Origin of the sequence: Polaribacter sp. 20A6, from assembly GCF_011378915.1 — a bacterium.
GTDB classification, from domain to species: domain Bacteria; phylum Bacteroidota; class Bacteroidia; order Flavobacteriales; family Flavobacteriaceae; genus Polaribacter; species Polaribacter sejongensis.
In genome coordinates this window covers 1-723 of record NZ_WTPZ01000072.1, presented here as the reverse complement: position 1 = coordinate 723, position 723 = coordinate 1, and the positions used below count along the sequence as shown (strand labels likewise).

Annotated in this window: 1 protein-coding gene; it reads right to left on the bottom strand. The window is 24.2% G+C overall.

Going from position 1 to position 723, the window contains the following annotated elements:
• Positions 1 to 312: 312 nt before the first annotated feature.
• A partial coding sequence (locus tag GQS57_RS18425) for a hypothetical protein (protein ID WP_165734435.1) occupies positions 313 to 723 on the bottom strand: 411 nt, incomplete at its 5' end.

The window sequence follows — 723 nt, the reverse complement described above, 5'->3', positions numbered from 1 at the left end:
TTACTACTAAAATTGTTTTGATTGTTGTTCTCATTTTTTCTTATTTAATGGTTAGTAACACTACAAAGGTATGGTGGTAGTTAAATTCTAAAAACATCATAATTGGTAACTTTGTGTTCTAAATTATCATTAAATATATTTAAGTATTTTAAAGTGGTTAATATAGTATATGTTAATGCTAATTATCTATAATGTTATATAATTGATATTATAACTATAGAGAACATTTTATACAAAAAAAGCGAGTCCATTTGGACTCGCTTTTTATCATTAAATTATAGCAGTAATTTAACGAAACAATTAACTAAATTTTTATATTGTAAAATCTTTTACGTAAGTTCTGTCATTGGTGTTTACAACAACCTTGTATGTTCCTTTTTCAAATTCAGATAATTTGTAAACTCTATTTAATACTTTTTCACCACTTACTTCATCAGAAAGGATAATGTTATTTTGGTAGTATAAAGTTACATTTAAAGGTTTTTCTTCAAATTCAATTTTAGAAATCATAACCAAATTTCCTTCGGTTCTAATTACTGGTTTAAAAATTATTTCATTTTCGTCCTTATAAAAAGTAACAAAACCATCTTTAACCTCTAGTTTTTTAACAATAATTTCGAAGTCTTTTTCTAGTTCTGTTCTGTATAAGCCATCTTCTAGATTTGTAAGATCGAAAGTTTTAGCATAGTTTCCAGAACTTTGTAATACTTGTTTATATATTGT